The sequence below is a fragment of the Lysobacter gummosus genome, from assembly GCF_001442805.1.
Classification (GTDB): Bacteria; Pseudomonadota; Gammaproteobacteria; order Xanthomonadales; family Xanthomonadaceae; genus Lysobacter; species Lysobacter gummosus.
The window spans coordinates 4,964,427-4,988,781 of the sequence record NZ_CP011131.1; the positions used below are offsets into that span (position 1 = coordinate 4,964,427).

Annotated in this window: 15 protein-coding genes and 1 pseudogene; 4 read left to right on the forward strand and 12 right to left on the reverse strand. The window is 66.5% G+C overall.

Going from position 1 to position 24,355, the window contains the following annotated elements:
- Positions 1 to 205: 205 nt before the first annotated feature.
- On the forward strand, positions 206 to 1,975 hold the full coding sequence (locus tag LG3211_RS20145; protein ID WP_148649037.1) for a PI-PLC domain-containing protein: 1,770 nt from the start codon (positions 206 to 208) through the stop codon (positions 1,973 to 1,975).
- Between the two features lie 81 nt (positions 1,976 to 2,056).
- Here LG3211_RS20145 and LG3211_RS20150 read toward each other — a convergent pair whose 3' ends face one another.
- The 3 genes and pseudogenes from LG3211_RS20150 to mltB form a co-directional block, all read right to left on the reverse strand.
- Positions 2,057 to 3,310: a D-alanyl-D-alanine carboxypeptidase family protein gene (locus LG3211_RS20150; protein WP_057944389.1), complete on the reverse strand. Its 1,254-nt coding sequence runs from the start codon at positions 3,308 to 3,310 to the stop codon at positions 2,057 to 2,059.
- A gap of 190 nt (positions 3,311 to 3,500) precedes the next feature.
- Complete coding sequence (locus tag LG3211_RS27260; RefSeq protein WP_057944390.1) at positions 3,501 to 5,168, reverse strand: septal ring lytic transglycosylase RlpA family protein; 1,668 nt, start codon at positions 5,166 to 5,168, stop codon at positions 3,501 to 3,503.
- An 89-nt stretch (positions 5,169 to 5,257) separates the two neighbouring features.
- Positions 5,258 to 6,394 (reverse strand): annotated as a pseudogene (gene mltB, locus LG3211_RS20160) (lytic murein transglycosylase B); the annotation flags it as partial.
- 397 nt (positions 6,395 to 6,791) lie between these two features.
- Here mltB and LG3211_RS20165 point away from each other — a divergent pair.
- The gene (locus LG3211_RS20165; protein WP_057944391.1) at positions 6,792 to 7,664 is read left to right on the forward strand and encodes a helix-turn-helix domain-containing protein; all 873 of its coding nucleotides are present in this window, start codon (positions 6,792 to 6,794) and stop codon (positions 7,662 to 7,664) included.
- Between the two features lie 24 nt (positions 7,665 to 7,688).
- On the opposite strand, the gene LG3211_RS20170 is transcribed toward LG3211_RS20165, so the two are convergent.
- Positions 7,689 to 8,153: a hypothetical protein gene (locus tag LG3211_RS20170; RefSeq protein WP_083512696.1), complete on the reverse strand. Its 465-nt coding sequence runs from the start codon at positions 8,151 to 8,153 to the stop codon at positions 7,689 to 7,691.
- 270 nt (positions 8,154 to 8,423) lie between these two features.
- Between LG3211_RS20170 and fabV the strand changes: the two genes are divergently transcribed.
- On the forward strand, positions 8,424 to 9,629 hold the full coding sequence (gene fabV / locus LG3211_RS20175) for an enoyl-ACP reductase FabV (RefSeq protein WP_057944392.1): 1,206 nt from the start codon (positions 8,424 to 8,426) through the stop codon (positions 9,627 to 9,629).
- 450 nt (positions 9,630 to 10,079) lie between these two features.
- Here the strand turns inward: fabV and LG3211_RS20180 are convergent, their stop codons facing one another.
- The 7 genes from LG3211_RS20180 to LG3211_RS20210 form a co-directional block, all read right to left on the reverse strand.
- The gene (locus LG3211_RS20180; protein WP_083512697.1) at positions 10,080 to 12,233 is read right to left on the reverse strand and encodes a M4 family metallopeptidase; all 2,154 of its coding nucleotides are present in this window, start codon (positions 12,231 to 12,233) and stop codon (positions 10,080 to 10,082) included.
- Between the two features lie 819 nt (positions 12,234 to 13,052).
- A complete protein-coding gene (locus tag LG3211_RS20185; protein ID WP_057944393.1) occupies positions 13,053 to 15,950 on the reverse strand; it encodes a winged helix-turn-helix domain-containing protein in 2,898 nt (965 codons plus the stop codon).
- A gap of 599 nt (positions 15,951 to 16,549) precedes the next feature.
- A complete protein-coding gene (locus tag LG3211_RS27545; protein WP_083512698.1) occupies positions 16,550 to 16,774 on the reverse strand; it encodes a CPCC family cysteine-rich protein in 225 nt (74 codons plus the stop codon).
- A gap of 342 nt (positions 16,775 to 17,116) precedes the next feature.
- Complete coding sequence (locus LG3211_RS20195) at positions 17,117 to 19,375, reverse strand: peptidoglycan-binding domain-containing protein (RefSeq protein WP_057944395.1); 2,259 nt, start codon at positions 19,373 to 19,375, stop codon at positions 17,117 to 17,119.
- Between the two features lie 44 nt (positions 19,376 to 19,419).
- Positions 19,420 to 20,310, reverse strand: a complete 891-nt coding sequence (locus tag LG3211_RS26550) for a hypothetical protein (protein ID WP_057944396.1) — start codon at positions 20,308 to 20,310, stop codon at positions 19,420 to 19,422.
- A gap of 321 nt (positions 20,311 to 20,631) precedes the next feature.
- A complete protein-coding gene (locus LG3211_RS20205; RefSeq protein WP_148649038.1) occupies positions 20,632 to 20,886 on the reverse strand; it encodes a hypothetical protein in 255 nt (84 codons plus the stop codon).
- Between the two features lie 146 nt (positions 20,887 to 21,032).
- Positions 21,033 to 21,554 carry a YcxB family protein gene (locus tag LG3211_RS20210; protein WP_057944398.1) on the reverse strand — a complete coding sequence of 174 codons (522 nt, stop codon included), beginning with the start codon at positions 21,552 to 21,554 and terminating at the stop codon, positions 21,033 to 21,035.
- Between the two features lie 396 nt (positions 21,555 to 21,950).
- On the opposite strand from LG3211_RS20210, the gene LG3211_RS20215 reads away from it, so the two are divergent.
- The gene (locus LG3211_RS20215; RefSeq protein ID WP_083512699.1) at positions 21,951 to 23,477 is read left to right on the forward strand and encodes a S8 family serine peptidase; all 1,527 of its coding nucleotides are present in this window, start codon (positions 21,951 to 21,953) and stop codon (positions 23,475 to 23,477) included.
- A gap of 69 nt (positions 23,478 to 23,546) precedes the next feature.
- On the opposite strand, the gene LG3211_RS20220 is transcribed toward LG3211_RS20215, so the two are convergent.
- On the reverse strand, positions 23,547 to 24,314 hold the full coding sequence (locus LG3211_RS20220) for a hypothetical protein (RefSeq protein ID WP_148649039.1): 768 nt from the start codon (positions 24,312 to 24,314) through the stop codon (positions 23,547 to 23,549).
- Positions 24,315 to 24,355: the final 41 nt, after the last annotated feature.

Below are 24,355 nucleotides of genomic sequence, written 5' to 3' on the forward strand. Positions count from 1 at the left end.
CGAGCGCGCCCTTCGAACACAAGAACGAATGCGCGCGGACCTCGATCGTCCGCGTGCTGACGCCACATGCGCCGCCCGCATCGCTCCCGCGCCTCGCGCGCTGCCACGATTTCACAAACCTCCTCGCGCACCGCTTAACACGGGTGTCGCCCCGGCGCTGCCGGCGACGGCGACGCCCCGGTCCCGTTCGCAGGAAGCTTCCTCCATGAAAAACGTGTTCTTCGGCTTGGGTCTTAAGTACGCAGACGGATCCGCTCCGAGCATCGCCACGAGCAGAGACGGCCGCATCATGGAAGTCCACCAATCGGCACGCGATGGCGACTTGGCCTATCGCCTCGGAGTACGCCGGAAGATGGGACTGCTCTGGGCGAAACAAGACGTCGTCTACGGCCGGGGCCTGACTCCGTCCATCGCCTTCAACGGCAGCCTGCTGATGGAAGTGCACAAAGAAATACCCGACAGCGACGACCTCGCCTGGCGCACCGCCAGATGGAGCGACTCCGGCGCAGGGCCTGCGGAATTCGAGTTCAGCGCGCCGCTCAAATACGCCAGCGGAAAGATGCCGCGCATCGCGATGAATGACCGCATCGCCTTCGCGGTCCACGAATCTCCGACCGGCCCGGCAGTCTGGTACAACGTGTGCGATATCGGCGATGACGCATCCGTGCTGTGGCGCGGCAACATGGCGTTGTGCCCGGGAATCCAACCCAATATCGCAGTCAACGACGACAACCTCGCGGTGATCGTTTATCGCTCGTACTCCGACGCTAATCTGTACTACCGCGTCGGCAGAGTGGGCCTCGCCGAAGTCGCCTGGGGGCAAGCGATTCTGTTCGGCAGCGGCGGCGAGCCCGCGGTGGCGCTGACCCACGACGGCGAAGTCATCGTCGTCTTCCAGTCCAGTCGATCCAAAACCTTGTTGCAGCGCTTCGGCAAGATTCGCGACAACGCCATCGCCTGGGCCGAGGATGCGGTCTATTTCGACGATGGACAGTTTCCCTGTGTGGCCTGCGCCGGCCACATGGCGATCCAGGCGCACAAATCCGAGCACGCCAAGACGTTGTGGGCATCCAGCTCGCGCATCACCAACCGCGCGCGATGGATGCAGCACAACATGAACGTCCTGGAGGACAAGACCCTGCCGCAACTTACCACCGGCGCGTCGCACGACGCGGGTATGTACCTGCATGGCCCCCTGGCCACGTTCGGCAAGACCCAGAACCTCAATCTTTACCAGCAGTTGCGCAATGGCATCCGCTATTTCGACTTGCGGCCGAAATGGAGCGGCAGCACTCTCTATGTTCATCACGGCGGTGTCAGCGGTCCGCCCGTGTCGGAGATCATCAACGATGTCGAGCGTTTCATGCTCGAGGGGCATCGCGAACTGGTGGTGCTGAAGTTCTCGCATTACGAGAAATTCACCGCCGAGGCTTACGAAGCGCTGGTCGTGACGCTGCAGGAAAAACTGCGCGACTGGCTGTATCGGGGGCCGTTGCAGGACAGGCGACTGTCGGATATCACGATGCGGGAATTCCTCGCTGAATCCGGCGTGGTCCTGGCCGTTTGCGATGACGATTACCCGATCCGGTTCCCGGCGGCCGGCATCTGGGTTTATCGGGATTACAACGCGGAACGTCCGCAACTCGGCGATCTGCGTGTCTACGACAAGTATTCCAACACGCTGAGCTACGAGACGATGAAGACTGGTCAGTTGGAGCAGTTCGAGAACTACAAAGGATTCTGCGCCGCACCGAACGAGGAGGTGCCCTGCGATCAGTTCCTGTTGTCGTGGACGCTGACGCCGCCGACCGGGGTCTGGCTGGTGTCGCAGGAGGCCAACCGCAATCTCGGTGAAGTCATGGCCACGCAGGGCGTGCCCAACCCGCAGGACTTGGTAATCAACTACCTGTACGTGGACTACGAGGAATACTCGCGCGCCACCGACGTGGCGATGTTCATGAACGGAATCGAGTAAGCGATTGGCCGCCCCAAAACGCAACGAGCCGGCAATGCCGGCTCGTTGCGCATCAACTGCGGTGTCGTGCGATCTGAACGATCACTCCGACTCCCACCACATCCAGAACTCATCCCACAGCCGCTTGAAGAAGCCGCCTTCCTCGACCGCGGCGATCGCCACCAGCGGACGCTGGGCGATGACCTTGCCGTCGAGCATGACCTTGACCGTGCCGATGGCCTGGCCCTTCTTGATCGGCGCGACCAGACTCTTGGGCACGTCGATGCTGGGCTTGAGCTGCGCGTACTTGCCGCGCGGCACGGTCACCAGCATCGGCTCGGCGACGCCGAGCTGGACTTCCGGCGACTGGCCCTTCCACACCTTCTGCTTGGCCACGGCCTTGCCGGCGTCGTAGAGCTTGTGCGTTTCGAAGAAGCGGAAGCCCCAGTTGAGCAGCGCCTGGCTGTCGGTGGCGCGCTGGGCTTCGGAGGTCGAACCCATGACCACCGAGATCAGGCGCTGGTCGCCGCGCAGGGCCGAGGCCATCAGGCAGTAGCCGGCCTTGGAGTGGTGGCCGGTCTTGATGCCGTCGACGGTGTTGTCGCGCCACAGCAGCAGGTTGCGGTTGGGCTGGGTGATCGGCCCGACCTTGAGTTCCTTGATCTTGTTGTACGAGTACGCGACCGGGAAATCGTGGATCAACGCGCGTCCCAGCAGGGCCAGATCGTGCGCGGTGGAGTAGTGATTCTCCTGCGACAGGCCGTGCGGGTTCATGAAGTGCGAATTCTTCAGGCCGATGCGCGCGGCGTACTGGTTCATCAGCGCGGCGAAGGCGTCTTCGCTGCCGGCGACGTGTTCGGCCAGGGCGATCGCGGCGTCGTTGCCGGACTGCACCACCATGCCCTTCTCCATCTCGGTCAGCGGCGCGGTCTGGTTGACCGCGAAACCGGAGTAGCTGCCGTCGGTGGCCGCGCCGCCTTTGCGCCAGGCGTTCTCGGTCATCATCACCTGGTCGGTGTCCTTGACCTTGCCGCCCTTGAGCTCGGCGGCGATGACGTAGCTGGTCATGACCTTGGTGATGCTGGCCGGCTCGACCCGCAGATCCGGATTGAAGCTGGCCAGGATGTTGCCGCTGGCCGCGTCGATCAGCACCCACGCGGTGCCCTGGATCTGCGGCGGCGGCGGAACCGGCAACGAATCGCTGGCCGGAGGCAGCGCCGCGGCCGGGGTGACCGCGGCGGTGGCGGCGGGCTTGGCCGGCGCCTGCGCGCTGGCGAATCCGGCGAAGGCTGTGACCAGAAAGGCCGAGGTCAGCGCGGCGAAGGCGGCCGCGCGGGGGGTGAAGCGAACGATCATCTGTGAACTACTCCGGAGGCCGGAACCGTGCCGGCCGAGGGGGTTGGTGTTGGGGCGCGGCGCCCGCGTCCTGCGGCAAACCGTCGAATGTGGCCGAACCGTGCCTTCCTGCTGCGGTTCGCGAGCCGTGCATCGTGCCTCAGATACGCGGCGCTTGCAGCCGCCGGCTGCGCCGGACGGCGGCGGAGGTTCAGTCGCGAACGCGTTGAGGCTGACCGAATCCCAGACCCACGATACGGGCGGCGAGTTCCGGAGCGGCGTCGGCCTGCAGCGGCCCGACCCGTAAACGCCAGACTTTCTGCCCGTTGGCGGCGTTGCCGTCGAGCAGGCGCGCGGCGGCGATGCCGGCGCCGCGCAGCATGGTCAGGGCGCGGTCGGCGTTGCTGCGCGCGGAGAAACTGGCGACCTGCAGGGTCACGTCCCCGGCGCTGGGCGTGTTGGCGGCGACCACGGCGGCGGCCTTGGACGGGCTCGGCGGCGGCGGCGCGGCGGGCGGCGCCGGCAGCGCGGCGGCGGACGCGGCGGCCACGGCGGTGGCCAGCGGAGTCTTGCCGGCCTTCTTCGCGGCTTTCTCCGCCGCGGCCAGGGCGCGCTGCTGTTCCTTCTGCTGCTTGGCCAGGGCGCGCTTTTCCGCCTTGGTCAGCGGCTTGGGCGGCGGCGCGTCGATGCCCTTGCCGGTGGCGACGCGGACCTGGCGCGACTTCATCCAGGCGTCGAACTCGTCCGCGGTCATCGACTTGCCGTTCTGCATCATGTCGAAGCGGTAGTCCTGCGCGCCGCCGCTGAGCGGCTTGGCGGCACTGGCAACCGTGGTGGGCTTGCCGGTGGCGACGGTGGCCGGCACCGAGGACGCCACCGGCGCGGGCTGTCCGGTCGCCACCGTGGTCTTGACCGGCGCGGGCTTGCCGGTGGCGATCGTGGTCTTCGCCGAACCGTAGGTGCCGGTCTCGGCCTGGCTGGCGACCGGCGCCGGCTTGCCGGTGGCGATGCGCACGCCCGGCGGCAGTTCGCCGGCGTTGGCGCTGGCGATCGGCATCGCCGCGACCAGGCGGTCGATGGCGCTGGGCGCGGCCGGCTTGGGCGCGGCGGCGGGCGACTGCGGCGGATTGTTGGCGGCGCTGGCGTACACCGGCGGCGCCGCTTCGCCCGGATGCAGCGCGCGCACCTCGACCCGGCCGGTGCCGCGTTGGGTGATGCCCAGCTTGACCGCGGCGGCGTAGCTCAGGTCGATCACGCGATTGTCGTGGAACGGGCCGCGGTCGTTGACCCGCACCGTCACCGACTTGCCGTTGTCCAGGTTGGTGACCCGGGCGAAGCTCGGCAACGGCAACGATTTATGCGCGGCGGTGAAGGCGTACATGTCGTACACCTCCAGGTTGGAAGTACGCCGGCCATGGAACTTCTGCCCGTAGTACGAGGCCGTGCCGGTCTCGACATAGTCGTCGTGCGAGTCCAGCACCTTGTAGGTCTTGCCCAGCACCGCATACGGCGAGCGGTTGCCGAACTGCGAACGCGGCTCGGCGACGACTTCCGGTTCCGGAATCGCGTCCACGTCGGGAATGTAGTCCGGCGTGGTGTCCTTGACCCCCGGCGCGTACAGGCCGCCGGCGCGGTAGTTGCCGCGCTTGCTGAGGTCTTCCTGCGCCGCCGCGTACGGCGACTTCTTGCGTCCGCCATGGGCCGGCAGGCCGCTGCTGTGGACGCGGTCGCGGTCGGGCAGCGCGAGCGCCTGCGAATTGGGTTTCTTCGGAGCGCTGGCGCAGGCCACCAGGGCCAGCGGCAGCGCGGCGACGATCAGCCGCCGGATCGTCACGCCGGCCGCACGCGCCGTCGGCGGCCGCTTCGGGCCGCCGTTCATGCCCGCGGCGCCTGCGGTTTCGGCGCCGGAGCGGCCGGAACGGGCGTGGGAGTGGTCGATTGGATCGGCGCTTGAGCTGGAATGATCAAGGGATTCTCCCGTCCGGCGATCGCCTCGGCCAGCTGGTACACCGCCATGCCGTAATGCTTGGAGATGTTGTAGCGGGTGATCGCGTAGAAGTTGCGGAAACCGAACCAGTACTCGGGGCCATCGACCCCGTCCAGATTGAGCAGCGTCGCGGTCTGCGTCGGCGCCACCTTGCTCACCGGCCGATAGCCGCGCGCGGCCAGGTCGGCGAGCGAATACACCGGGTCCATGTTTTCCGGAACGAAATCCTGCGCGGTCGCATCGCGGCTGGCGCGCGCGACCACCGGGCCGCCGCGTACCCAACCGCCCTTCTTGACGAAGTAATTCGCGACCGAGAAGAACACGTCGTCCAGATCGGTGAACAGATTGCGCTTGCCGTCGTTGTCGCCGTCCACCGCGAACTCGCGATAGCTCGACGGCATGAACTGGCCCCAGCCCATGGCGCCGGCGTAGCTGCCGGTCAGGGTGGTGATGTCGATGCCTTCTTCCTTGCCCAGCGCGAACAACTGGCCCAGCTCGCCGCGGAAGAACGCTTCGCGGCGGTTCTCGCGATCGAGCTTGGCCGGATCGCCGCTGCGCGGATAGGCGAAGGCCAGCGTGTACAGCGCATCGACCACGCTGTATTTGCCGGTGTTCTTGCCGAAGCTGGTTTCCACCCCGACGATCGCGACGATGATCTCGGCCGGCACGCCGGTGGCCGCTTCCACCCGCGACAACTGCGCGCGGTGCTCGGCCAGGAACGCCTTGCCGCCGTCGATGCGGGCCTGGGTGATGAAGATCGGACGGTAATCGCGCCACGGCTTGGCTTCGGCCGGACGCGACATCGCCGCGACGATGCTGTCGCGGATCTGCGCGCGCGCCAGCACCGATTCGATATAGGCCGGGTCGATGCCGTACTGCGCGGCGGTGTCGCGCACGAACAAGGCGCGGGCCTGCTCGATCGGCATCTGCACCACCGGTTCAGGCAGCGCGGGCGTGCCGACCACCGGGGTGGCGGGCGTGGCCGGTGCGGGCACGGCCGGCTTGGGCGCGGCCGGAGCGGAGGCGATAGGCGCGGTAGGCGCCTGCGTAGCGCAGGCGGCCAACACGATCGTGAGTGCGCCGAACAGGGCGCAACGGGCGGTGTGGCGTCGGGTCATCGTCGCGAGGGTAGCACGCGACCGCGGGACAAAAAACCTTGGGTTTGCGGGACTTAACCGATTTTATTCATGTAGGGTTGTCGAAGTGAAACGGGCGTCGGGGGCGCTTGCGAGGCGGGGGTCGGCGGTGTCGGAAGCTGAATAGCGCTTGCCCGATTCGGCTGGGTCGGCCGAACTCCGCCGCCAACGCCTCGGCCTTTGTGCCGCCCCGCTGTCGATGCAGGTCGCAATCCCGTGACGGGTGCCGGAGCGAGGCGATGCCCATAGCTCTCACCAACGCCCGCGCAGATCGGCGAGACAACCCGCCACCGCGGCGCAACCGAAACGGTCGCGCGCAGCACACAGGAATGATCTTCGACACTGTTCGCCGCCGGGCTCCGCGGATGAGCATCGCCGCATGACCGACCGCCCCGCCTGCTACCCCGCTCCCCCGGCCGCACTGCAGGCCGGCGCGGGCCCGGATCGCGCCCCGCTGCTCGACGTGCTGACCTCGCCGGTACCGCTGGGGCTGTTCGACTCACCGGTGGACGGCCGCCACGTGCTGTGTCTGCACGTCGGCGAACCGGTGCCGGTGTCGTACCGCATGGACGGCCACGAACGGCAGGGCGTACGTCTGCACGGCCGGTTCTGCGTGGTGCCGGCCGGATCGAGCACACGTTGGATCGTGTCGAAACCCGCGCGCTCACTGCTGCTGCGATTGACGCCGTCGCTGCTGCGCGAAATCTCCGAGACCATGGGCCTGAGCGCGCACGCCGGGCAACTGGCGCCGTCGATCCATGTGCGCGACGCGCAGGTCGAATGCATCGGCTGGATGATGCAGGCCGAAGACCACGACGCTTATCCCGGCGGCCGCGTGTTCACCGACAGCCTCGCCAGTGCGCTGGCCGCGCGCCTGCTCGCGCTGCAGTCGCGCAAGCCGGCCGCGAGCGAGCGCCACACGCACGCGCTGCCGGTGTGGCGCTTGCGTCACGTGCTCGATTACATCGAAGCGCATCTGGACGAAGATCTGTCGCTGGCCGAACTCGCGGCCGTGGCCGGCTTCAGCCTGTCGCACTTCAAGCCGCTGTTCAAACAGGCCACGGGCATGCCGGTGCATCGCTTCGTGCTGGAACGGCGGGTCGAACGCGCGCGCACGCTGCTGCTGGAAGGCAAAAAGAACATGGGCGAAATCGCGCTGGACGCGGGGTTCTCGCACGCCAGCCACATGGCCCGCTGCATGCGCCGGGTGCTGGGACTGAGTCCGTCGCAAATCGCAAGCTCGCGCCACTAAGCGCGCGATGAGGCGAGCGCGCAGCTATGCGCGCCGAGGCGTTCCCGCCGGATCGGTCTCGCCGTGCTTGTCGTTGCCGATGGTCAGGTGCAAGGCCGGTTCGGGTTCGCGCGGCAGGCCCAGCGCGACGCGCAGATCCAGCATCGCCTCGCAACGCACCGGGTACCAGACGTAGCCGTCGGTCTGCTGCGGACGCGGGTCGTAAACGAATTCCACCGCGCCGCCGTCGCCGCGCTTCCACGCCTCCATGCGCGGCGGCGTTTCGCCGCGGATCACCGAGATGTGCGGGCCCCACAGCGGAGCTTGCAGCGAGCGCGTGCGCCGGTGCCCCAGCAGGTACTGATGGCGCAGGTAGCGGCCCAGCTCCGGATCGCAATCGATGATCAGCCACCACAGCGTGCTGCCGCCGTCGCGGCGGCCGTGACCGCCGCTGCCCAGTTGCGGGCTGTAGCGCAAAGTGCCGGTGGAAGCGATGAAGCGGTCGTACACGGGAGCTTCCTGATGCGATGAGCGCCGAAGCGCACCATCATGGACGCAGGGGCGCGCAATCGCCATGCGAGCCGGGGCTGTGTGGCCAAGCGGCGCGGAGCCGTCCGTTCCGGGCTAATGGCGCCCCACCCGGCCCGGCCTCGCCCGATTCCGTACGCAAACGTCCGGAAAACCGCCGCGCCGGCACGCGCGAACACGCAACCCCGGCATTTCTCAAACCCGCGCCAGCCACTAAGATGCAGCGCACGCCCCACTTCAGAGGTATTCACGTTGGTCATCCTGCCCAAGGTCCGCGGCTTCATCTGCACCACCACGCATCCGCTGGGTTGCGAACTCAACGTGCGCGACCAGATTCAAGCCACCCGCGCGCTCGGCGCGCGCAGCGACGGCCCCAAGAAGGTGCTGGTGATCGGCGCCTCCAGCGGTTACGGACTGGCCGCGCGCATCGCCACCGCCTTCGGTTACGGCGCCGACACCCTCGGCGTGTTCTTCGAAAAGCCCGGCACCGACAAGAAGCCCGGCACGGCCGGCTGGTACAACTCGGCGGCGTTCGACAAGTTCGCCAAGGCGCAGGGCCTGTACAGCAAGTCGATCAACGGCGATGCGTTCTCCGACGAAGCGCGCGCGCAGGTCATCGACCTGATCAAGAACGAAATGGGCGGCCAGGTCGATCTGATCGTCTATTCGCTGGCCTCGCCGGTGCGCAAGCTGCCCGGCACGGGCGAGGTCAAGCGCTCGGCGCTGAAGACCATCGGCGAGCCCTACACCTCCACCGCGATCGACACCAACAAGGACACCGTCATCCAGGCCACGGTCGAGCCGGCCACCGAGCAGGAGATCGAAGACACGGTCACGGTGATGGGCGGCCAGGATTGGGAGTTGTGGATCGACGCGCTCGAACGCGCCGACGCGCTGGCGCCGGGCGCGTGCACGGTCGCCTTCAGTTACATCGGCACGGAAATCACCTGGCCGATCTACTGGCACGGCGCGCTCGGCAAGGCCAAGGTCGATCTGGACCAGACCGCGCAGCGCCTCAACACCCGCCTGTCCAAGATCGGCGGCGGCGCCAACGTGGCGGTGCTCAAGTCGGTGGTGACGCAGGCCAGCTCGGCGATCCCGGTGCTGCCGCTTTACATCGCGCTGGTGTTCAAGATCATGAAGGAAAAGGGCCTGCACGAAGGCCCGATCGAACAGCTCAACCGCATGTTCCGCGATCGCATGTACCGCGAGGACGGCCAGCCGGCGCCGACCGACGAAGAGCAGCGCCTGCGCCTGGACGATTGGGAAATGCGCGAGGACGTGCAGGCGCAGTGCAAGGCGCTGTGGCCGCAGGTCACTACGGAGAACCTGTTCCAGCTCACCGATTACGCCGGCTACAAGCACGAGTTCCTCAAGCTGTTCGGGTTCGAACGCGGGGACGTGGATTACACGAAGGATGTCGATCCGGAAGTGAGCTTCGACTGCATCGAGTTGTAACGGCGCAGGGCTCGATAGAGCTTCGCGATCCAAACGAGCCGGATTCGCGCGACGCGGGTCCGGCTTTTTTTATGTCTGGCGTTTTCGGTGCGTCGTTGGCTCGGCCGCCGCGCGGGAGATCGCGCGTCGTTGCGTGGCGAAGCATTGTTGCTTGGCGAGGCATTGAGGTTTCGCCCACCGGCGTTTCCCTTGCTTACCTGCGTCCGCCCAAGCCGTCATTCCCGCGAACGCGGGCTCTGCTCTACTTCGGCGGAGCCGAACATCCAGCGACTTTCGTGCAGCAGCGACCAAGGCACTGGATTCCCGCGTTCGCGGGAATGACGGCTGGCGAGTGTGCGGTCCCGGCCGGGTCTTCGCCCAAACCCCTATCCCCATACGAAAACAGCCCCGGGGAAATCCCCGGGGCTGTAGTTATTTCAACACCATCGGCGACTCACATCGCCGAGCGGATCAGAACGTGATGCTCCAGGTATCGATCTTGCCGGTGTCGAAGGCCGCGTTGTCGTTCACGCGCAGCTTCCACACGCCGTTGAGCGCTTCGCTCGACAGGTCCCTGGTGTAGGTCTGGTTGATGTTGTCGGCGCTGCCGTCGCTGCGGTTGTGCAGGTTGTAGATCGTGCCGTCCGGCGCGACCAGATCGACCTTCAGATCGCCCTTGTAGGTATGCACGATGTTCACCGCGATCGGCGTGGTGGCCGAGCCGTTACCGGTGCGGCCGGACACGGTGATCGGGCTTTCCACCGTGGCGTTGTCGCTGATGATCACGTCGGTGCCGTTGGTGTAGGTCTGGCTGCCGCCGGTGCCGCCCACGGTGACCGAGCCGGTCTTGGTGTTGGTCGAGCCGCCGTTGTCGGTGACCGTCAGGGTGACGGTGTAGGTGCCGGCGGTGCTGTAGGTCTTGCTCGGGTTGGCGGCGGTGGAGGTGGTGCCGTCGCCGAAGTTCCAGCTGCGCGAGGCGATGCTGCCGTCGCTGTCGGTCGAGGTGTCGGTGAAGCTGACGCTCAGGCCGCTGACGCTGGAGGTGAAGTTGGCGACCGGCGGGGTGTTGCTCGGGCCGCCGGGGCAATCGACGCCGACCTGCAGGAACGCATCGGACACGTCGGCCAGGGTGAAGCCCAGGTCGGTGGCCGCGGTTTCCACGCCGCACGCGCCCTGGTTGAAGTCGGTGCTCGGGGTCCAGTAGTCCTTGTTCGCCTTGGCGAAGACCTTGAACGCCTTGACCGTGCCCCAGCCCGCCTTCTGCGACAGCAGGTAGAACGCCTTGTTATAGACGCCCGAGGAGTAATGCACGTCCATGCCGCTGCGGTAATCGCGGGCGTGGCCGATCGAGCGTCCGTCCTGCGGCGGGTTGGCCATGTAGCGCAGCGCGCCGGTGCCCTTGAAGATCTGCGCGCCGACCAGGAAGTCGTTGGTGCCGTTCATGTAGAACTCGGCCGCTTCGCCGGCGATGTCCGAATAGGCTTCGTTGATGCCGCCGGACTGGCCGGAATACACCAGGCCCGACTGCTGCTCGGTGAAGCCGTGCGAGACTTCGTGCGCCGACACGTCCAGGCTCACCAGCGGGTAGAACGTGGTCGCGCCGTCGCCGAAGGTCATGGCCGAGCCGTCCCAGAACGCGTTTTCGTAGCTGTTGCTGTAGTGCACGCGCATCGACAGCTGGAACGTCAGCGGCGCGACGCCGACGTAGCTGTTGTACATGTCGAACACGACCTTGCCGAAGTAATGCGCGTCGTTGAGCGGCGAGAACGCGCCGTTGATCGTTTTCACCGTGTTGCGCGGGCAGGTATAGGAGAACGCCGTCGTGCCGCTGGTGCCGTGGTTGAGGTTCACGGTCTTGACGTTGGTGTTGTTCATCGTGCACGTGCTGCCGCTCTGGGCGACATCGTTGAAGCCGAAGTCGGTGCCGTACTCGTACTGGCCGGTCTTCTGGTTGCCGCCCGGGCCGGTGCCGACCAGCGCATGGTTGAGGCCGTCCCACTGCTTGAGCACCGCGCCGGTATTGGCATCGACGATCACGAACGGACGCGTCGGCGAACCACCGCCGACGGCGTCGGCGTTGAACGACACGACATAGGCCATGTGCGCGCGATCGTTGTCATCGACGAAGATCATCTGCTTGGACTGCGGATTGGTGACCTGCAGCGCGGCCAGGCGGTTGCCCAGGCCGGCGCGCTTGCCCAGGTCCAGCGCCTGCGCGCTGCTCAGCTTCGGCGCGGTGTTGGGCAGCTCGGCGGCCAGGCCATCGACCATGCGGCCGAACAGCGTGCGCACGTTGCCGTTCGCGTCTTCGCTGACGACCACGTGCTCGCCGAACACCGGCACGCCGCGGAAGCTCTGCTGATAACGATGATTGACCACGCCGGCGCCGGCGTTGCGCTTGATCAGCGTCAGCTTGGACTCGGCGCCCAGGCCCAGCAGGCCGGCGTGACGCGCGGCGGGCGCGGCCGACGGGCCGATGGCGGCGATGGATGCGGCGCTGCGCTGCTGCAGCGCGGCGGTGTTCAGGCGGTGCAGGTCGATGCGTTCGGCGGCCGAGGCGGCGGTGCCGGCCAGGGCCAAGGTGGTGGCGACGAACAAAACCTGCATACGTAATTGACGGTTCATTCCGGATTACCCCAAATAAGAAGTGAAAGACGGTAAGAAGTGAAAGACGCCGGTTCGGTGCGGCCGGCCCGGTTGCTGCCTGGGCGCGGTCGTCGCTGCGACTCCCCAAAGCCGAGCGGTGTACGCGGTCACTGCCGGTAGTACGGGTAGTGCGGGTGCTTGTGCTGCCCCTTGCCTTCGATGGCCGATCCGGCTCGCTGGCGCCTTGCTGGGTGGCCAGGCAATGCGATTGCGTATGGCTCGATCGGCGACACCGGTATTGCGAGTGGGTCGCGACGATTCCACAGCCGATAAGGCCAAGGCCACCTGGCGGCCGATGCGGCCGTCGCGATTCCGTTCGCCGGGCCATAAGGGGTGTTGGACCGGTCGCGAACTTCCCCGCGGATATCCTTTTTTGTTCGCTTCGCGCCGATATGTGATCGCCTGCGCGGGCGTGTTGTGTCGGGGGCACTGAAATCGCGGTGGAGATGTGGTGCGGTGTAATGCGTGTTGCATGGGGTTGTGCTGCGACGCAGCAGCGCTGACCGCGGTTTCAAGCTGGTGCGGTCGCGTTTAAGGGGGGGTGTAAAGCGAATAGCTAACTCACCTACCGTCATTCCCGCGTTCGCGGGAATGACGGCTTGAAGGCAGCGCAGGCGATCGAACGAAACGCATGCAGTCGCTACATGCGCTCGCGATATCAATAGCGATAGAGAAACGGGCAGTGGTACCGATAACGTCCGCACTCACGTCCCAGGCGAGGCCCGCTCAGACAAGACACCACCGCCTCACCCGTGCACGACGCGCCGCAATTTGCTCCCGCCTTCGACGCCCTTCGACTCAGTGCCGCGCAACCGGCAACGAGGCGGTCACCTGCCCGCGCGGCCGGCTCAGCCAATCCAGCGTCGCCCCACGCAGGCCGGTGCGCTCGGCCAGGGCGATGCGATCGGGCTCGGTGCAGCAGCGGTCCCATTCCGCCGCCGGCAGCAGGCTGTGCAGTTCGACCTGCGCGTACACGTCGCCGAGTTCATGCGCGCGTTGATGCAGCCGCACCACCCGATCGCGCCCATGCAGATAATCGCCGGCAGCGAACGCGGCGACCGCGTCGAGCGCTTCGATCCGCCGCGCCAGCGGCCACGCCGAAGCCGGGGTGATCCGCCGCGCTTCGTCCATATGCGCGCGCGCCGCGCTCCAGTTGCCTTGCGCGGCTTCGTTCTCGGCCTGACCGATCGCCAGCAGCGCCATCGGCAAGCGATAGCCCGACGCGCGCACCGGCGCCTGGATCTGCGCATACCAACGCTGCGAGGCCGGGTAATCGCCCAAGCGCGTCAGCAACATGCCCAGATGCAAGGTGGTGTTCCAGTGATCGGCACCGGTGCCCATCATCGGCAGGATCGCCGCGGCCTGCCCCAGACGCAGCCTGGCCGTGTCGCGATCGCCGCTCATCCACTCGGTCTGGGCGTCGAGCAGTTTCGCCAGCAGTTGGCTGCTCTTCTCGCGACTGGCCGCACAACGTTCCAGATTGGCGCGCGCCGCAGCCAGATCGCCCAGCGCCAGGCGTTGCTCGCCGATCAGGCAGGCCATGCGCAAACGCAGTTCCGAAGGCGCATCGCCGGCCGCCGCCGCGGGCAGTTCGCGCTCGACCCGCAAGGCCACGTCCAGCGCGCCGGCGGCGTCGCCGCGCATTTCGTATTGCAGCGATTGCACCTGGTCGTACCAGCGCCGGAACGGGCCCGACACATCGTTGCGATCCAGGCGTCGCATGCGCACCTGCGCTTCGCTCAAGCGCAGACTCATCATGTCCAGGCCCGCCAACATCACCCCGACCTTGGCGCGCGCGCCGGCATCGCCGGCCGCGTCGGCCACCGCGGCGGCCTGCTCCAGCCGCGCGCGGTATTCGTCGGTGGCGCCGGCCCGCTGCGCCTGCGCGGCGATGCGCAACAGAATGTCCACCTCCAACTGCCGGAAGCCGCCGGCGTTGGCGGTGGCCAGCAACTTGTCGAGTTGCGCGTCGGCCTGCGGCGACGGCGGACTCGCCGCCAGCGCATAGAAGCGCGCGGTCATCGCACCGGTGGCGTTGCCCGCCGTTTCGTACAGGCCCGCGGCTTCCTCGTACAACAGCGAGGGCGGCCGTTCCGGATATTGCATGGTGTCGGCGCGCGCCAGCATCAGCGCGGCATCGGCGCTTTCGATCTCCCAGCCCTGCCCGGCGTTGCCCGCCATGCGCCGGGCGATGCGCGCCTGCGCGCGCATGCGATCGGGATCGCCGCCCAGGGCATAGGCATCGCCCTGAATCAGCGCGCGGGCGATGCGCAGATTCATCGGCGCCTGATCGGCGTCGAGCCCGGCCAACGCGTCCAGCGCCGGCTGCGGCTGGCCGATGGCATTGAGCAAGCGCGCGTGCTCGATCGCGTATTGCAGCGCGCCGGGATGACGCCGGCTCAAATCGGCGTAAGCCGCGGCCGCATCGCTCAGGCGCCGCGGGTCCATGCTCAGGCGCTGCGCGCGCAGCCGCCGCGCGACTTCCTCCGGCACCGGCCGCAGCATCGCCTGCGCCGCGTCCATCTGTTCGATCGCGGCCATCGATTGCGCCAGCCGCGATTGCGCCTGCGCCAACTGGATGCGCGCCAGACCGAAGCGCGGCGCCATGCGCACCACTTCGTTGCCGAGCGCGACCGTGGCGATCCAGTCGCGCCGCTCGATCGCGGTGGACATCGCTTCGTAGCGGCGCGCCGCGGTCTCGTTGAGTTCCAGCTTCGGCCACACGCCTTCGCGCCGCGGCAGCAACCGCTGCATGAGCTGACGCGACAAGGCATCGGCCATCGCCGGCACCTGCTCGGGCGAGCCGCGCAGTTCGATGTTGCGATCCCGTCCGGCGTCCTCGAAACGCGCGCGCAGCACGATCTGATTCGGCGCATTGGGCGGCGTCGCGGAGGAAATGAACACCACCGCGATGCGCGGGGTGATCGCATCCGAGCGCGCCGCCAGTTCCGACGGCGTCAGCAGCGCCACATCGGGAATACCGCCGAGCTTCCACGCCAGCCATTCGTAGCTCAGCCGCGACGGCCATCGATCAGCGTTGCCTGGATCGCGCACTTCGATCAGCGCGATGGCGGCGCTCGGCCCGGGCACAGGCGCCGTGTGCTGGCGCGTAACCAGCCATCCGGTGATGCCGATCATCGCCGCCATCAACACCAGCAACGAGGCCATGCCGAATATCGCCGCATGGCGCTGGTGATCGACAGCGGCGATCGGCCTGAATCCTTCGCCGTCGTCGGCGGGTTCGGCTTCGATGGTGTCGGCAGGTTGTGCCGTATCCATCGCGACCGGCAGGGACGGCGCCGCATCGGACGGCTCTTCCGGTGTCGCTTCGATCGCCGGCAACGTATCGACCGCTTCGATCGGATGATCGGGCTCGAACAGATAACCGGCCTTGGTGACCGTGCGGATCCAATGCTTGCGCTCATCGCCCAACGCCTTGCGCAACAGCCACACGCTGCGCGACAGGTTCTTGTCTTCGACCACGCAACCCGGCCACAACCGGTCGAACAACTCCTCGCGCGGATGCAGGCGGTTGGGTTCCGACAACAGGATCAGCAACAGATCGAACACCCGCCGCGGCAGGTCCACATCGGGTCCGATGCCGACGATCCGGCGCTGGTGCAAGTCCAGACACAAGCTGCCGACGCGCACATATCGCGCATCGCTGTGCCAGACATCGCTCGTTGCCATGGTCATGGGCCTCCCTGGTCGCAGACGACAGCGCGAACGGCGAGATCGCTCTCGGCGTCACGGTCCGGATGCTGTGCTTGGGGGTGTTCGACTGTACGACAAGAGCGCACTAATCGAGCACCAAAAACCTGCTCACATAGCGAAGTTCCGGTGAGATCGGTCACAGTGCCGAGGTTTTCTTTGCTCGGCGAATGCCGGCACGCAGCGTGTGCTGCCGCGTACGGATGGCGGCGTGGCGCGAGTTCGCAAGCGCGGCACAACGATGGGCGTGCCAGTGCGGCGCAGCGTCTGCGCAGACGAATCGAGCACGCGCCATGCGGATGTTTCGAATTTGTATCGTGCTAAAAGCTGCGGCGGACCTGCACCGCCATCAACTTGGTCGTTCACCTTGAAATGGAATTGAGCGCAAACCTTCCACTCCGGCTTGGATTCCTGCGGAGGCTCACCGCAACCACTCAACGCCGCCAACAATAAAAACACCGGTCACTACACTGAACTTATCCATTCGGACTGGTTGCATCTGAGATCGCTGCATTCCATCGGTCTCGCCAGGACTAACTGACGACACCCGCCCGAAGGCTCTGTCCACATCCCGCGCAATGCAACTATTGTGCGCGACTACCCGAGGTTCCGAACTGAAGATAATTGGCGCGCGCCTGGGTAAGACTCAAATCGCGGTTAGGACCGCCCCGTATTTCGTCAGCATCGTCGTCATCCTGACCGTCGTCCTCCCAGCGACAGACCGAGCAGATTTCATATTGCCCGCGCTCATCCAGGGTTTCGCCACCGCAACAGGGGCAACGCAGGGGTAGGTTTTGGACCATCGTCATTCCCGACTCTCGCGGCTATATCATCAGGGCATTGAGGCGGCTACGGTAAGGCACCTCTCCCCACAATACTTGTACGCCAGCCGACCAGTTCGCCATCGACCCAGGTGCCTTTGAATGAACCCCCGGCAACCTTGCGCATCGTCACCACACTCGCGCGATTCGCATGATTGGCCTGGCTCCGGAGCGACAACTGTGGAAATCAGGATGGGCAGCGTTTGCGCTTCATGCGCTGCGGCTCGGATGCGGCCTCGCCATCGCACCACGGTTTTCAATCCCCGCCTCGTCATCCGGATCGGATAGCGAAGCGGGGATTGCGCATGACAGTCATCACCGGCATTCGAATCAGTGCGACATCGCCCGCGCTTGCGCCTGTTGCGCTTCGTGTTGAAGCGCGGCCGCGGCGGGAACGTCCTGACCGAGCGCGCGCGTGCTTTGCTCGACCGGTTGCGACGCGGCTTGCGCGGTGTCGGTGACCACGCGGCGATGCGCGGGGTCCTGCAGTCCGCCCTGGACCGCGAACAAGCGGCTGCCATCGGGACTCTGCACGACGTGGTCGATCCGGTTCAGGCCGCTGACACGCGCTTCGTACACCATCGTGGCCGCGGCGCGTTCCTGCTTCTCGGGTGTGTTCAGCCCCGATTGCGGGCCCAGTTTCTCCACGCCGCTGAGCGCCTGACGGTACATCGCGTTGTCGGGATGGGCCGGATCGGAGATCAGCGGCGACGCGTGCGCGGCCGGCGCGCGGGCCGGAGCCTCGGCGGCGGGCACCGCAACGGCCGGAGCCGGAGCCGCTGGTGCGGGCACGGCCGGAGCGGCAGCAGGCTGCGGCGGAACCGGTGCTTGCTCCGGAGCCGCCCGAGTCTGGCCCGGCTGACCGATCCCTAATGCCTTGAGGGTATTGGTGCCGGCGATGCCGTCGTCATCGAGATGATTGGCGCGCTGGAAAGCCTTCAGCGCATCGGTGGTCGGGCGATCGAAAGTGCCGGTCACCGGCAGGTTGGCGCCGGTGCGATTGAGCGCGGTCTGCAACTCACGCACGTCGTCCGGCGCGCCGCGGCCTTCACGCAGCGAGCCGCCGAGCACGGACGGAAACGTGCTGTTGCGGTCGCCGGTGGTGACTTCGCGATAGGCCTCGTTGGGCGACATGCCGCCCTGGACGTTCTGCTGATAACGCTCGCGCATCTGCTGCAGCGCCGCCGCCGATTGCGCGGCGGTGATCGAGGCGCTGTTGCCGCCCACGTCGCCGTCGTAATAACTGCGGTTGGTGTTGGGATCGGCGACGCTGGCGAACTCCTGCGACAGCGCCAACTGCGCGCTGCGCAGTTGCGGGTCTCCACCGGCCCCGGTGATGTACGCCCGCACCTCGGGACGTTTTTCATCGACCAGATAATCGTTGAACATGCGCTCTTGCAACTGCGGCGTGAACGGCGCGTTCTCGTCGATGCCGAGCTTGGCGACCGCTTCGCGCATCGTCGCGGGAACCATCTGGTATTTGCCGACGGCGAACAACTCATCGGCATGGCCCGGATTGGTTTCGTGCAGACGCTGACGGCGCATGACTTCGCCTACCGTCATGGCCGAAAAGTCGATCTCCGCACCGTTGGCATCGCCGGCGCGACCGCGGTTGAACGAGCCGTACCCGCCTTCGCCGCTGGAGATCAGCGCGCTAAGGGGACTGTCGCGGAAAGGTTGTGTGGGTGCGGGAGCTGGAGCCTGCGCAGGCGCAGGCGCTTGTGCTTGTGCTTGTGCGGGTGCCGCGGGCGCAGGCACCGGCGAAGGCGCGGAAGGAGGAGCGGCCGGCGTCGGTGCCACCGGAGCCGGTGCGGGCGCCTGTGCATTCGGCGCTGTCGCGGCCGGCGCCGCCACAGCGATTCCCAGCGCGCCCAATGTGCGCGGACCGGCGATGCCGTCCACCGACCCGAGATTGTGCCGGCGCTGATAATCGGCCACCGCCGCCTCGGTCTGCGGCCCATAGACGCCGTTGGTCGGCAGTTGCGCGCCGTTGCGGTTCAGCGCCTCCTGCAGCCGCTGCACTTCCGCGCCCTGCTCGCCGCGGCGCAGAACGCCGTCGCGCATCGGCGAGATCACGCCGGGCTGGATCGTGCCGTTGTCGATATCGCGGATGTAGCTCTGGAACTGCCCGACCTCGACTTCGACGTGCGCATGCACCGACCCCGGCGTGCCGGTGTCGCCCATGCGTCCGAGCGGCTCGCCGTATTCGACGCGCGTGCCCTCGGCCAGCGTGGTTCCGCGGGCCATGTGCAGCACCTGGCCCAGACGCACGGCGCCGGGCTCGTTGAACGGGCGGTCGAAGATCTGCACGGTGTTGTAAGCATCGTTGAGACGATGCGCGTATCCGGAAACCGGCGCCGGAACGTTGACCGGCCCGGCGGTGTCCTGCGAGAGGATGAAATCCTTCTTTACGAAGGTGCGCCCGTCCGCCAGATTGCGCACCTCTTCGAACTCGCCGTTGACCGTCGCGTACTGACGACCGGGTTCGCGACCGGCGCTGGGATGATGCTTTTCCAGGTCTTCGAAGCTGTGGACGTGCTCAACGCCGTGGTTGCGGTCCACGCTCTCGGTGATGGTGAATCTGCCCATAGCCGTTTCTCCTAATCCTTGGGGAAATAAGGCTCCCAGCCAACTCAGGGCGCGGGAGCTTCCGGGTCTTCGGTGAGGCGCCAGCAACCGTTGCTGTCTTCGAAAAGGTACGAGTTGCCTTCCGACATGTTCATGGCGTAACGGACCAGACGCTTGTCCGCGCCCTCCTTCGACACGTCCAGCCGCAGGCGCGCGGCATCCACCGCGCCCTGGCCGTCCACGTAATGAAAGGCGCCGTCCTTGTATTGGACATTGAAGCCGTTGTAGCTCGACGCGAGCATATACACCGGCTGGGCGCGGTCGCTTTCCCCGTCCGACAGCAATTCCGCCACCTTGACCACCGGCGCGGTGAACTCGCGGGCGAGGTTCTTGTCGGCCGCGAACTTGCTCAGGAACTGATCGAAATCGCGCGACGGGCAGGCGGCCGCGGCGGGCTTGTCCAGATCGCGGAAGCCCCAGAACCGCACCTTCGTCGCCACGCCGCCACCCACGGTGTTCTTCCGGTCGTAAGGACCGTAGGTGCCGACCTGGATTCGCACGCCGAGTTCGCGATTGGCGAACCACATCTTGCAGAACCCATCCGCGCTGCAGCTTTCCGTTTCCGGCAGATAGTTGCAGACCTCGGCTTCGCCGCCGACGTTGTCCCAGCACTTGGGATCGCGCAGCGGCAGCCAACCGGCGCCAATCAGGCGCTTGCGCAGATCGGCGTAGGCCATGTCCTTGCTGAAACCCTTGGCGATATCCGGCTCGGCGGACGCCTTCGCCGGCACGGTGGGCGCAGCGGGTGCGGCCGCTTGCGCGATCGTCGGCGCGGTCGCGGCCGCCGTAGCCGCGGCAGGCGCCGGGGCCGCAGCCGGCTCGACAGCGGACGTCGCCGGTTTGCAGGCGGCCAGCAATACCAGCGGCAACAGCAGGAGGCAGATTCGATCGCGCATAGTCGGACGGATTCTCAGTAAGTCGAGGCGAGTTTAGCCAAATATCACCGCAAAGGTATCGGACGTGAGGCCAGGAGATTTACTGCAGAAACTTGCCCAACCCCGCCGGCTTTCACAACGGGTCGGCACGGCCACATAACGAGCCGAGGCCGCGAAGTTTGCATCCCCTTCGTCAAAAACATAAAGGGAGCAAAGCGACGTTTTCACAAGGCAATCGAGCCCCTGAAAAAAACACGCCTTGCTCCCACTGTCGCCGGCCGGGAACTCGCCACTGCATCGAGCACTTAGTCGCAACCGGAAACCTGACGTTTCATCGCGCCATCAAGCCTCGACGATCGGCCCATCCGGATCCGGCGACGGGCAACTCGATACATGGCACTGCGCCAGAAAGCGCCAGATGCCGGCGCGGCATTGATAGGCGTTGACGATGTTCGGATTGCTCGGGTCCACCTGCTCCCAGAAGAACCCGCCCTCGGGCGCGCACGGCCCGGGCGGTTCGGCCGATACCGGCGAGGCCGAGCCGACGGCTGCGACCATTAGCGCAAGCGCAACGCTCTTTGCGATCAAACGAGCCATAACGTATTCCTCCATTGAATATTCGTCTGAACTTCGCGATTGTCTGCAATAGAAAACTTACCCCAGCTATAACTTACCCTTCGAACCACGGGCTCCGCAGATATACAGAGCCGTTCGTGGCAGCGTCAAGCGCGCGACGGCGATTATCAAGCCGGTGTCACTGCCCCGCTCACATCGGCGCCTTTCGCCGCCGCCATCGCGATCAACGATGCCTGCAGGTCCGCATCGGCGATCGAATGCAACGGAATGCAATGCGCGGCCCCCGGCGCGAAGAAGAACATCAGAAATCCGGCGCGGCGCTTCACCTTGAAGATGACCGGCCATTTGTGCGCGTACTCGTAGCTGACGCCTACGGCGCGGATTCCGTCGTCGTCGAAGACATACGTGAACGGTTCGCGCGATTGCTTGTACAGGTAGTGCGTCGACGCCGCGCCCAGCAGCAGCATCGCCGGCACGAACAAAAGGCATCCGGCGACAACCGCGCACAATTGCGCATCGAACGGCCGGCCCTTGGACAGGCTCAACGCCGCCAGGCCGAAGGCGGCCAACGGCCAGAATGCGATGAAGACATAGCTCGCCTTGCGTTCGAGCATCAGCAGCGCGCTGGCGCGCACGCGCTCCCAGTACGAGAACGACGACGGGAAACTGATTTTTTCCGGAGAGTCCATGTGTGCGATTCGAGCATGTGGATGAAGTGAGCGAAATGCCATGTGGCACCGCGCCCTGCCGCCATCATCTCAGAGCCGCGGGCTTAATGCGGGAATAGGCCTATCGCACGCGCAAACAACCTCTCACCTTGCCATGCCGGCCCGCATCGCAACGGCTTCGGACACCCTCGCCCGGCGCCGAAGCCGTGCGCCCGATCCGGGTTTTCGCAGAAAAATACCCGGCGAAAATCGCCCTGCACAAAGCGTGACGCGACTCAATCCGGCGCCTAGGGGGGCCTGACTAATCTCGCGGCCGGATCGGGATGCGAACCATCCGCTCCGATCCGACCCCGCGCCGCCCGCGCAACCCACGCGGAGTCGCGCACCGCCTCATGCCCTCCACTTCAGGACTTCCGCATGCGCTCTGACTCCCACTCCGCACCCGCCACTTCGCGTCTGTTCCGTTGCCTGCTGCCCTGCATCGCGTTGGCGGCGATGCCCGCCATGACCGCGATGGCCGCGACACCGCCGGCCACGTCCGCCGCACCGCAGTCGATCGCGCACAAGCCGGGCAAGACCGTGCTCGGCCGCTACGACTCGCGTGAATTCATCGAGGTCAAATTCGCCCAGGAAAGCCAGGTGCACTTACAAAAAAGCGGACGCCTGGCTTCGGCCAAGTTCGGCCCGCTGCTGGCACTGGACAGCCTGACCGCCGGCACCGGGCCGATCGCTGCGGTGGAGCCCTTGTTCCGCGCCGATGCGGCCACCTTGTCGGCGCTGTCGCGCAACGCGCAGAAGGACACCGCGCAGGCGCAGCCCGATCTGAGCCAGTGGTACCGCATGCGCGTGCGCCCGGGCCAGGACATCGCCCGCGCGATCGACGAACTCAACGCCATGGGCATCGTCGAGGTCGCCTATCCGGCGCCGCTGCCGGTGCGCGCGCCCGCGTCGCCGGCGTATCACGACTATCAGTACTACAAGCTGCCCGCGGCCAACAGCGGCATCGACATCGAATACGCCCGCACCGTCGCCGGCGGCAACGGCGTCGGGGTGCGCGTGCTCGACATCGAGTACAGCTGGAACACCAATCACGAAGACCTGTCGAAGCTGCGCGCGGCCGGCGCGGCGATCAACAACGGCACGCCGAGCGATCCGTTCTCCGACAACAATCACGGCACCGCGGTGATGGGGCAATTGATCGCCGACGACAACGGCATCGGCGTCACCGGATTGGTCACCGGCGCCACCGCGCACTTCACCAATGCCATGAACACCCAGCGCGGCTACGACCCGGCCAACGCCGTGCTGACCGCCGCCAACGCGTTGCGCGCCGGCGATGTGATCCTGATCGAACAGCAGACCGGCGGCCCGAGCAATTGCAACGGCTACGTGCCGGTGGAATGGGTGCCGTCGATCTACGACGCCATTGTCGTGGCGGTCAACAAAGGCATCCACGTCGTCCAGGCCGGCGGCAACGGCAATCAGAACCTCGACAACACCGCCTGCTTCGGCGCGCCGTTCCCGCGCGGACGCGCGGATTCCGGCGCGATCATCGTCGGCGCCGGCGGCCCGCGTTCGACCACCTGGTGCAGCGACAGTGTCGCCGAACGCGCCAAGCAACCGTTCTCCACCTACGGCAACCGCGTGAACGTGCAGGCCTGGGGCCGCTGCGTCACTACCAGCGGCTACGGCAACCTCTACAACGGCGGCGCCAACGCGTTCTACACCAAGACCTTCTCCGGCACGTCCAGCGCTTCGCCCATCGTCGCCTCGGCGGTGGTGGCCTTGTCGGGCATCGCCAGGCAACGCGGCATCACGCTGACGCCGCGGCAGATGCGCGATCTGCTGGTCAATACGGGGACGCCGCAGACCGGCACCGGCGGCAAGATCGGGCCGTTGCCGAATCTGCGCGCGGCGATCGCGCAGCTCAACGCGGGGTTGTAAGCACGCACGATCGAACGGCGGAGGCAGAGCTGCGCTGTTGACGGCGCGCTCTGCCTCGGCCCGGGCGGTTCAACCCCAGAACACCCACCAGGGCTTTTGCTCCTGCCGCGGCGCCGCATACGGGCACAGCACCGCCCACGGTCCGCCGCTTTGCGACAGGAACAGGCGATGCGAGAACACGCGGCCGTCGGCGGTGCGCACTTCTTCGGTGACTACGTAGAAGCAATCGGCGTAATGCTCAGTGGCGGTGACGCGGGTGGTGACGCCGGCCAGATCCGGCGGCCCGGCCTGGCGCCACTTCGCTTCCAGCGTCGTGGCGAGTTGAGCGATCGCCTCGGCGGTAACCGCGCCGGGGCGCTTGTCGAGATGTTGCAGCACCAATTGCGCTTCAAGTCCGAAATCGCGGTACGTGGCCGCCAAATCCATGTCGTGGGCGCGATAAGCGCTTTGCAATGCGTGCAGCGCTTTTTGCGCGGTAGACAGGTCCGTATCCATAGGCATCTCCATGAGTTTCAAGCCGGCCGGATCGACAGGCTCGAACTCAATGCCGCCATGCCCGAAGCCTGATGCGCTGCGACGGCCCACCGCGCGATACGCGGGGCCTTGCAGACCGGGGTCCACAATGCACCCTTCGGTCGGGTAATGCATCTTTGGGGCGATGCCCACCGTTCGGCGGGTGACCTGCGCGGCGGCGCGATGTGCCTGCGTGCGATTCATTTGCGCCGATTCAGGCAGCGATACGGAAGCGATCGGCGCCGATCGTGTGTTGCCCGTTCGCTCGGCAGCGCGCCGCCGGCAAAAGCGATCGCGGCGAAATCTGCCTGTGAACCAGGACATTGCCGCTTCGCAGCGCGGATCGTCCCGCCTCGGGAACCACG

Bases quoted from the DNA above. Each gene is read 5' to 3' on its own strand.
- LG3211_RS20145 (WP_148649037.1), top strand. From the start codon at position 206: ATGAAAAACGTGTTCTTCGGCTTGGGTCTTAAGTACGCAGACGGATCC.
- LG3211_RS20150 (WP_057944389.1), bottom strand. From the start codon at position 3,310: ATGATCGTTCGCTTCACCCCCCGCGCGGCCGCCTTCGCCGCGCTGACC.
- LG3211_RS27260 (WP_057944390.1), bottom strand. From the start codon at position 5,168: ATGAACGGCGGCCCGAAGCGGCCGCCGACGGCGCGTGCGGCCGGCGTG.
- LG3211_RS20165 (WP_057944391.1), top strand. From the start codon at position 6,792: ATGACCGACCGCCCCGCCTGCTACCCCGCTCCCCCGGCCGCACTGCAG.
- LG3211_RS20180 (WP_083512697.1), bottom strand. From the start codon at position 12,233: ATGAACCGTCAATTACGTATGCAGGTTTTGTTCGTCGCCACCACCTTG.
- LG3211_RS20185 (WP_057944393.1), bottom strand. From the start codon at position 15,950: ATGACCATGGCAACGAGCGATGTCTGGCACAGCGATGCGCGATATGTG.
- LG3211_RS27545 (WP_083512698.1), bottom strand. From the start codon at position 16,774: ATGACGATGGTCCAAAACCTACCCCTGCGTTGCCCCTGTTGCGGTGGC.
- LG3211_RS20195 (WP_057944395.1), bottom strand. From the start codon at position 19,375: ATGGGCAGATTCACCATCACCGAGAGCGTGGACCGCAACCACGGCGTT.
- LG3211_RS26550 (WP_057944396.1), bottom strand. From the start codon at position 20,310: ATGCGCGATCGAATCTGCCTCCTGCTGTTGCCGCTGGTATTGCTGGCC.
- LG3211_RS20205 (WP_148649038.1), bottom strand. From the start codon at position 20,886: ATGGCTCGTTTGATCGCAAAGAGCGTTGCGCTTGCGCTAATGGTCGCA.
- LG3211_RS20210 (WP_057944398.1), bottom strand. From the start codon at position 21,554: ATGGACTCTCCGGAAAAAATCAGTTTCCCGTCGTCGTTCTCGTACTGG.
- LG3211_RS20215 (WP_083512699.1), top strand. From the start codon at position 21,951: ATGCGCTCTGACTCCCACTCCGCACCCGCCACTTCGCGTCTGTTCCGT.
- LG3211_RS20220 (WP_148649039.1), bottom strand. From the start codon at position 24,314: ATGTCCTGGTTCACAGGCAGATTTCGCCGCGATCGCTTTTGCCGGCGG.